This window comes from bacterium, from assembly GCA_040755755.1.
GTDB lineage: Bacteria > SZUA-182 > SZUA-182 > DTGQ01 > DTGQ01 > DTGQ01.
The window spans coordinates 61,558-70,103 of the sequence record JBFLZW010000054.1; the positions used below are offsets into that span (position 1 = coordinate 61,558).

Here is an 8,546-nt window from a genome sequence, read left to right on the forward strand (position 1 = left end):
GGAAATGTGCCTCATTGCCGAGGAGTAAGATCCTGAAAACCAAGCCTCTCATAGGATAAGGGAGATAGAAAATGAAAAATATATTAATTGTTTATTATTCCCGGAGCGGACATACCCAGGCTCTGGCCCGGGAGATTGCTCACGGGGCAGAAGGAGAGGGTATTCAGGTCACCGTAAAAAAGGTTGAAGATACGAGTAACGATGATCTTCGGCAGGCAGATGCGATCATTATCGGCTCGCCTGTTTATTTTGGCAGCATGGCCTCCCCGGTCAAGGAATTGGTTGACCGGAGCGTAGCGATCAGAGGATCATTGAAAAATAAGATCGGGGCTGCGTTCGTTACTTCCGGCCATGATACCGGCGGCAAGGAGACGACCATCATGTCGATTATTCAGGCTATGCTGATTCATGAGATGATTGTCGTGGGAGACCCCATCTCGGCTGGAGGCCATTATGGAGCTGCTGCCCTGGGAGAGCCGGATCAGGGTGCGCTCAGCCAGGGAAGGGCTCTGGGTGCCCGGGTTGCAGAGCTGGTCCGGTGCCTGAAAGAGGCGGGAACCTGGAAGTAGAATAGGCGGATAAATCAAACCCGCAGGGGAAGAGAAGATTACGGCAGCCGAAACTGAAATCATGTGACTAACCCGCAATCAATTCGCAGATTACGCAATGAGCGCAGGTTGAGGAGAGATATCAAATCTTGCGAGTTTGCGTAATCTGCGAATATAACCGTCTACCTTGGTAAAAAACACTCAATCACCAAGAATCAGATTTCAGCGCATTCTGGTCATGATCCTCGATGGCTTTGGGGTGGGAGCACTGCCGGATGCAGCCGAATACGGAGACAGCGGAAGCAACACCCTGCTGAATCTGGCCGCAGCCGTGGGCGGCATTCACCTGCCCAATCTGGAGAGAATGGGGCTTGGTCATATTTGCCCCTTTGCCGGTCACGACCCTTCCATCCAGCCCATCGGAGCCTATGGACAACTGGTCGAAGTTTCCCGGGGGAAGGACAGCACGGTCGGACATTGGGAGCTCATGGGCGTTATCGTCAATAAACCCTTTCCCGTCTATCCTCAAGGGTTCCCTGATGAAGTCCTCGATCCCTTCCGGCAGGCCATCGGTACCGGGATTCTGGGCAATATCCCTGCCTCGGGCACGGAAATTATCGATCAGCTTGGCCAGGAGCATGTCCGGACAGGGTTTCCGATCGTTTATACTTCCCAGGACAGTGTCTTTCAGATCGCTGCCCATGAGGAGATTATCCCTGTTGACCGGCTGTATGAAATCTGTACCCTGGCCAGGGCTATTCTGCAAGGGCCTCACGCCGTGGCCCGGGTTATTGCCCGTCCCTTTATCGGCAATCCCGGCAACTGGCAGCGCACCCGCCGACGAAAAGATTTCTCGCTGGAACCCCCTGAGCCGACTCTGCTGGACCGGTTGAAGGAAAAGGGGTTTGCGGTCATCGGGATCGGCAAGGTGGTGGATATTTTTGCCAATCGGGGATTTACCCGGCAGATCCCTGCCAAGGGCAATGCCGATACTCTGGACAAGGTCGAACAAACCCTGTCCGAACTGAAAAAGGGCTTTCTTCTGGTCAACCTGGTTGATTTTGACATGCTCTACGGCCACAGGAACGATCCGCACGGGTATGCACAGGCCCTGGCATCCCTTGATCACCGGCTGGAGAGCATTCTGGCCTCCCTGCATGCCGATGACCTGCTGCTGATCACCGCAGACCACGGATGCGATCCGGTCACGCCATCTACCGACCACTCGCGGGAGTATACGCCGATCCTGGCTTTTACTCCCCGTGCACAAAAAGGCATCAACCTGGGGACCAGAACATCTTTTTCCGATGTCGCCCGGACTATAGCCCAAAATTTTTGTATTTCCGAATTACTGAGGGGTGTATCTTTTTTGGATGAAATTGTCTAATCATCAAGGGGGAAAAAAATTGTTCATCGGAGTCGATCTCGGCGGAACAAATATGAGAGCAGGAGCAGTAAGCTCCAGCGGCCAGGTTTTTCACCGCCTTTCACTTCCAACCAGAGTGAATCTCGGACTGGAAGAAGTGATTGGAAGAATTGCAGGCTCGATTCTGAACGTCATCGAACAGGCCGAGAAGGAAGGGCACCGGATTGAAGGAGTAGGGATCGGCTCTCCCGGCATTATCGATATCAGGACAGGCACGGTGGTAACTTCCCCGAACTTTCCGGAATGGAAGCAGGTACCGTTGAAACTGATCATGGAGAATAAGCTCCCCTACCCTGTTTTTCTCGATAACGATGCCAATGCCTTCGCCTATGGAGAAAAATGGGTGGGAGTAGGGAAAAATGTCCAGAGCATGGTCTGCATGACCCTGGGCACGGGAGTCGGCGGAGCCATCATTCTTGACGGCCGCCTCTGGCACGGATTCGACGGTATGGCCGGTGAAGTCGGCCACATGACTGTGGAGCCCAACGGATTGAAGTGCAACTGCGGCAATTATGGCTGCCTGGAATCCTATGCCTCCGCCTCTGCTGTGGTTCGCAGAATCAAACTGGCCATTCAATCAGGAATGCCGACTACGGTCATGGATCAGGTCGGCGGGGATCAGGAAAAAATAACTTCCACTCTTGTCTATCAGTCAGCTCTGGAGGGAGACTCTCTGGCCAGGCAAATCATGAAAGAAACCAGTATGTATCTGGGTATCGGTATTGCCAACCTGATCAATCTCCTGAACCCGGAAATGATTATCATCGGAGGAGGGCTGGCCAATGCCTGGGATATGCTCTATCCCCTGACCCTGGCTGAGGTCCGCTGCCGCGCTTTCGCGAGCCTGGCCCAGACCGCTCAAATCCGCAAAGCGTCCCTGGGAGATGATGCCGGAATCATCGGTGCCGCCGGGATAGCCTGCTTTGGCCTGAAGGATGCGGCCTGTGTAGGGTAGGGGAGAGAGTGATCAGTGGCCAGTGGTGATTAGCTGTATTTTTTCTTCTCCGGGCGCTTCTTTTCCCGATGCGCTCCCTCAACGATAAAAGTTATCTCTCCCTTGATGGCAGGGCGGCTTCTGAGGGATTCCAGAACAGCGAAGATATCTCCGCGTATGACTTCCTCGAATTTTTTGGTCAATTCGCGGGCTATACACACCTGCCGGTTGCCCAGAATGGCGTGCATATCTTCCAGGCAGGCAATGAGCCGGTGCGGTGATTCAAAAAAGACAAGGCTTCGCTCCTCCTCCTTCAGGCGGGAAAGCTCTTCCTGACGGCGTTTTGTGCGGCCATCCAGAAAACCTTCGAATACAAACCGATCCACCGGCAGGCCGCAGATGCTGAGGACCGCAGCCAGCACCGAGGCACCCGGAACCGGCTCAACCGGCACCCCCTCGGCCACAGCCTCCCGCACGATCCGGACCCCGGGATCGGAAATACAGGGAGTGCCTGCATCCGAGATCAGGGCAATGCTCTTCCCTTCCCGGAGGCAGTCAACCAGCTTCCGGGTCCGCTGCCGCTTGCTGTACTCGTGAAAGCTGATCAGGGGAGTATGGATATCGTAGTGCGACAGGAGCTTTCTGCTCCTTCTGGTATCCTCGGCTGCGACAAGGTCCACCTCCTTCAATATCCGCAGAGCCCGCAAGGTAATATCCTCCAGGTTGCCAATGGGGGTACTGACAATGTAAAGGATACCTTTTTTCTCTTCCTGCATTTCTTCGCTGCCTCACTTCCATCTCTTGGAGTCACTTCTTGGAGTCACTTAACTGAATAGCCAAATTTGAATCATAGAGGATTGCCGCTGTGCTTGTCAAACTGAAAATTTCTTCCTTGACAACTCCTGGTTTTATCGTTCATTATGGACAAAAGCCCTTATTCAACGCATATCATCCAAACCGATAAAGGAACGAACGACGATGATAGATAAATCCCGGTCCCTTGCTGTGCTGCTCCTGGCAGCGTTTCTCGTACCTTTGAGCCTCCCCGGATGCTCCTCCTGGCATCCCCTCCCCTTTCATGCTCAGGACGGCCATAACCGCTCTGCCGCGAGTCTGTTCTCCGGTCAGCCTCCGCATAACCTGGTTTTGATCACCATCGATACCCTGCGGGCCGATCACCTGGGATGCTACGGATACCGGAAGTCCCGGACTCCGGCCATCGATGCTCTGGCCAGGCAGGGCATTCTGTTCCGGCAGGCATTCAGCCCGGTCCCCCTCACCCTGCCTTCCCACGCATCCATCCTGACCGGCCTGTATCCGCCGGTGCACGGCATTCGGGACAACGGGTATTTTATTCTCGATGACGGCTATCAGACGCTGGCTGAAATCCTGAAGGAGAAGGGCTATGCCACGGCGGCCATTGTGGCCTCCTTTGTGTTGAATTCCCGCTTCGGGCTGGACCAGGGGTTTGATTTCTATGAAGATGACATTGCTCCTGACCCAAACCGCAATGACTCTTTCCGCTATGAGCGCCGGGGTGATGAAGTGCTGAAGCTGGCCAGGGACTGGCTGGCGCAGCATAAGGATAGGAAATTCTTCCTGTGGCTGCACCTGTACGATCCCCACGATCCCTACGACCCTCCTGAACCTCACAAAAGCATCTACGCCAGCGAGCCCTATGACGGAGAAATTGCCTATACGGACGCCTGCCTTGGGCAACTCCTTGATACCCTGGATAAACTGAAGCTGCGGGACAATACCCTGCTGATCCTGACCGCTGATCATGGAGAAGGTTGTGGCGAGCATGGGGAGAAAACCCACGGGGTGTTTATCTATGACAGCACCCTGCATGTTCCCCTCATTATCAGCAGTCCGCGCTTCAAGAGGTTCGAGGATGGAATAATGCTCAAAATCGCCGGGCAGCCTCCCCTCTACCCGAATTCCCCGGATTTTCTGGTGCGAACGATCGATATCCTGCCAACCACACTCGCTCTTCTGGGGCTGGCAGAGCCGGGAAAAAGTTACGGGCAGGGCATAAACCTGGTGCCCTGGCTGGCGGACAGGAGGAAACCCTCACCGGATCTCAGGCTTTACGCCGAGTCCCTGTACACCAAATTGAATTTTGACTGGTCAAGCCTGAAAGGAGTGCGGACCAGGGACTGGAAATATATCCAGGCTCCCACTCCGGAACTGTATCAGACCGTGTCCGATCCTGCGGAAACGGAAAACCTTCTCCTCAGGGAGCCGGAGCGGGCGCAGGGATGGGAAAAGGAGCTTCAGGAGATGGAGAAAGGCTTTGCCGCCGCAGGCTCGGCCAAAGGTGCAGCCAGACCGAAGGTCGTAAACGATCAGGAGATCCGCAAGCGACTTCAGAGCCTTGGCTATCTGTCCGCTCCCCGGCAGGAGAAGGCATCCCGGTCCGGGTCTGACCGGCCAGCGATCGATCCCAAGGACATGGCCCAGGTTCTTGAATCCCTGGATCAGGGACAGACCCTCTACGCTGCGGGAAAACTGGAAGCAGCAGCCCGGCAGTTTGAAAAAATTCTTACCGTGGATCCGGGAAATATCTTCATCCATTACCTGCTCGGCGATGTTTACAGCCGGCAGGGAGATTACCGCACGGCGCTTGATCACTACCTTGCCGTGCTCAAGGAGCAGGACGATTATCTGGAAACGCACAACAAGATCGGCTCGGTCTACGATCATCTCAATGACCATGAGCAGGCTGCCCGGCACTTTCAAAAAGCAGCCTCCCTGCACCCTGATCAGCCGAGAGCTTATAATAACCTGGGTATCATCTCCATCAAAACCAACCGGCTGGCTGAAGCGGAAAAAGCTTTTCTCCATGCCCTGGCCTTGAGCCGGGAACAGGATGACGCTCAGGAAACCGCCGTCAGTCTGCGATGCCTCGGAGATACCCGCCTGCGGATGAACGATCTGGAAAAAGCCCGGCAATACTATCAGCAGGCACTCAGTATCAACCCCTCTCTGGTTGAGGTCTATCTCGAACTGGCCAGGTACTATACCAGTCAGGGGCAATACGCTCTGGCCATCCCGCAGTGGGAGCAGGCGGTCGCGCTCCTGCCCCGGGATGCCCAGGCTGTTTTTGCCCTGGGGCAGTGCTGCCTGATGGCCGGCGACCGGCAGAAGGCCGGACAGCTTTTCCGGCAGTGCCTCCAGATTCAACCTGACCACGCTCAGGCGCGCAGTCTTCTGGAAAGGCTGGATGGAGAGGGTGGGAGTGGTCAGTGATCAAGTGGCCAGGGGGCAAAGAATGTGCTAACCACCAACTGCACGAAGTATTTTTTCGTGTGTTTCGTGTGTTTCGTGGTTCATAAAGGGACATCCGTACTATGCGCATATTTTTTTCCAAAAAGCATCACCTCCTGGAAATGATCAATGCATACCTCCAAAGGGCATCGGAGTGTATGGATGCTTTCCTGAGCGGGTTTTTGGCTTATTTGAAACATGAAGAATGTGAGGGATTGCAGCAATTTGTCGAGCAGATCAACCGGACCGAAGCCGAGGCCGACGACCTTCGCCGGGAAATTGAGCTCACCCTTTACGAAAAGGCACTGATACCGGAATCCCGCGGCGATATCCTGGGTGTCATGGAGTCCGTGGACAAGATTCCCAATAAGGCACAGTCAGTGATTCTGCAAATCGATACGGAATGCCTGCACATTCCTGAAATGTTCAAGAATGATTTTCGCCAGCTTGCCGAGGTCAATTTCCTGACTTTCAAAGATGTCGCCCGCGCGGTTCAGGCCCTGTTTGATAATGCCAGAGAGGTGAGAAAAATCACGGCAGAGATCGGTGTTAAGGAAAGGGCCTCTGATGCCATAGAACGTGGACTGATCCGCAAAATTTTCCTGAGCTCGACTCCGGTGGGGGAGAAAATTCTCCTCAAGGAACTGATTATCGAGACGGGAAATATTTCGGACCGGGCTGAAGATGCAGGAGACCGCTTGAATATCATAGCTGCCAAGAGGCTCATATGACAACTCATGGGATTGAATGAAAACCGATGATACGACTTGTGGCCGGGATTTTCCTGGGCTGGGCTCTCGGAGTCAATGATACAGCCAAAGCACTGGGAGCCGCAGTATCGACCCAGATGATCTCCTATCGGGACGCATGCCTGCTTTCCGCAGGTTTTATTATCCTGGGAGCCATTATGGATGGTAATGCGGGAATAAGAACGCTCGGCAGCCTGACCAGCCAGACCAATAACAGCGCTTTTGTAGCCTGCCTGGCCGCAGCTATGACCATAGGCATTCTGACCCTCCTGCGCCTGCCGGTATCCGCCTCCCATGCCATGGTAGGCGGGATTCTGGGCATCGGCATGTTTTCCGGGCAGATAAATTGGGGAGCATTGGAAAAGGTGCTGATCTGCTGGATTCTGACGCCGGTCGGGGGGGCACTCATCGCGAGTGCCGCTTTTATCATCCTTGGCCGGATCCTGAGGCTGATAAACCTTCACTTTCTCAAATACGACCGGCTCATGCGGGTATCACTTTTCCTGGTGGGCTGCTACAGTGCCTTTTCCATGGGTGCCAATAATGCAGCCAATGCGACAGGCTTATTCTTCAAGGCCGGAATGCTGACCCTCTCGCAGGCCACCCTGATCGGGGGCCTGAGCATTGCTCTGGGCGCTCTTACCTTCAGCCGGGGAGTCATGCAAACCCTGTTCAGCCGGATACTTCTGATGGATGCTTTTTCCGCTCTTATCATGCTTCTATCAGTGGCCCTGACTCTTCATACCTTTGCCAGGATCGGGGTGCCGGTTTCCATATCTCAGGCAGCCATCGGGGCAGTCCTGGGAATAGGCATGGTGAAAAACTTCAGACTGATCAGCCTGACCACGCTCTTTCAAATCATGATGGGCTGGCTGTTTACTCCCGCCATGGCCTTCGCCTTTTCCTTCATCATGGCCCGATGGTGGCTGGCGGTATGATCCTGCCATCGGCCTTCGGCAGGTGAAGCCACCTGCGTTCTCGCTCTGAATGACCTCGATCTCGATACAGACCTCTATAAATCTGACACAGAAGAACCTAAACTTTATGACAAAATCCAGTTCCGTCGCCTCTTATTCCCCTGTCTTCAGCTTGCTTTTCAAGGGATTTTCAGCCCTCTGCTGCTGGTATGGAGATTGCTAGCATGGATCGATAGCTGAAAACGATAATGGACAAATGCACGAGGACAAGATTTTATTACAATTACAGAAGGGAGGTGGCATCGCGCTCATAAAGCAGGGTTAGGGGAATTTCTCCTGTGGATAAAGAAGGGTTGTGGCAAAGATCGTAGAGGGGGGAGTTTTTCAGGAAATTGATTTTTCCCGGAGATTTTGCGAATGGCTAGGAAAGAGGAGATATGCGCCATGAATCGTTCTGCAAGTTTTACTGCCAAATGTAAGTTGTTAATAATTTCTGCCCTTTTCATTTTCGTTTCTACAATAGCACCCCACAAAAACGCTCAAGCATATTACAGTTATGGAATACCCGGCTTTGGCTTGTATGGCGGCCTCTACGGCCTGTATGGCCTGTATGGCGGCCTCTACGGCGGGCTCTACGGCCTGTATGGCGGTTTGTATGGTGGACTCTATGGCGGGTACGGCCTGTATGGCGGCCTCTACGGC

General features: G+C 54.0%; 8 protein-coding genes. 7 read left to right on the top strand and 1 reads right to left on the bottom strand.

Annotation, left to right across the window (positions count from 1 at the left end; all coding sequences use genetic code 11):
- Nucleotides 1-71 precede the first annotated feature (71 nt).
- The 3 genes from AB1611_16095 (at nucleotide 72) to AB1611_16105 (ending at nucleotide 2,929) form a co-directional block, all read left to right on the top strand.
- Nucleotides 72-569 (top strand): flavodoxin family protein, encoded by a 498-nt coding sequence (locus AB1611_16095; GenBank protein MEW6381110.1) that lies wholly within the window; start codon nucleotides 72-74, stop codon nucleotides 567-569.
- Nucleotides 570-735: 166 nt separating this feature from the next.
- A complete protein-coding gene (locus tag AB1611_16100; protein MEW6381111.1) occupies nucleotides 736-1,935 on the top strand; it encodes a phosphopentomutase in 1,200 nt (399 codons plus the stop codon).
- Nucleotides 1,936-1,954: 19 nt separating this feature from the next.
- Nucleotides 1,955-2,929, top strand: a complete 975-nt coding sequence (locus AB1611_16105) for an ROK family protein (protein MEW6381112.1) — start codon at nucleotides 1,955-1,957, stop codon at nucleotides 2,927-2,929.
- Between the two features lie 29 nt (nucleotides 2,930-2,958).
- Here the strand turns inward: AB1611_16105 and rsmI are convergent, their stop codons facing one another.
- Nucleotides 2,959-3,684 carry a 16S rRNA (cytidine(1402)-2'-O)-methyltransferase gene (gene rsmI / locus AB1611_16110; protein ID MEW6381113.1) on the bottom strand — a complete coding sequence of 242 codons (726 nt, stop codon included), beginning with the start codon at nucleotides 3,682-3,684 and terminating at the stop codon, nucleotides 2,959-2,961.
- A 202-nt stretch (nucleotides 3,685-3,886) separates the two neighbouring features.
- Between rsmI and AB1611_16115 the strand changes: the two genes are divergently transcribed.
- The 4 genes from AB1611_16115 to AB1611_16130 all read left to right on the top strand — a co-directional run.
- Nucleotides 3,887-6,160, top strand: a complete 2,274-nt coding sequence (locus AB1611_16115; protein ID MEW6381114.1) for a sulfatase-like hydrolase/transferase — start codon at nucleotides 3,887-3,889, stop codon at nucleotides 6,158-6,160.
- Between the two features lie 101 nt (nucleotides 6,161-6,261).
- A complete protein-coding gene (locus AB1611_16120) occupies nucleotides 6,262-6,909 on the top strand; it encodes a DUF47 family protein (protein MEW6381115.1) in 648 nt (215 codons plus the stop codon).
- Between the two features lie 26 nt (nucleotides 6,910-6,935).
- Nucleotides 6,936-7,865, top strand: a complete 930-nt coding sequence (locus tag AB1611_16125; GenBank protein ID MEW6381116.1) for an inorganic phosphate transporter — start codon at nucleotides 6,936-6,938, stop codon at nucleotides 7,863-7,865.
- Nucleotides 7,866-8,288: 423 nt separating this feature from the next.
- Nucleotides 8,289-8,546: hypothetical protein (locus AB1611_16130; GenBank protein MEW6381117.1), on the top strand; the 258-nt coding region annotated here is incomplete at its 3' end.

Coding starts and splice junctions, on each gene's coding strand:
- AB1611_16095 (MEW6381110.1), top strand. CDS start 72: ATGAAAAATATATTAATTGTTTATTATTCCCGGAGCGGACATACCCAG.
- rsmI (MEW6381113.1), bottom strand. CDS start 3,684: ATGCAGGAAGAGAAAAAAGGTATCCTTTACATTGTCAGTACCCCCATT.
- AB1611_16120 (MEW6381115.1), top strand. CDS start 6,262: ATGCGCATATTTTTTTCCAAAAAGCATCACCTCCTGGAAATGATCAAT.
- AB1611_16125 (MEW6381116.1), top strand. CDS start 6,936: ATGATACGACTTGTGGCCGGGATTTTCCTGGGCTGGGCTCTCGGAGTC.
- AB1611_16115 (MEW6381114.1), top strand. CDS start 3,887: ATGATAGATAAATCCCGGTCCCTTGCTGTGCTGCTCCTGGCAGCGTTT.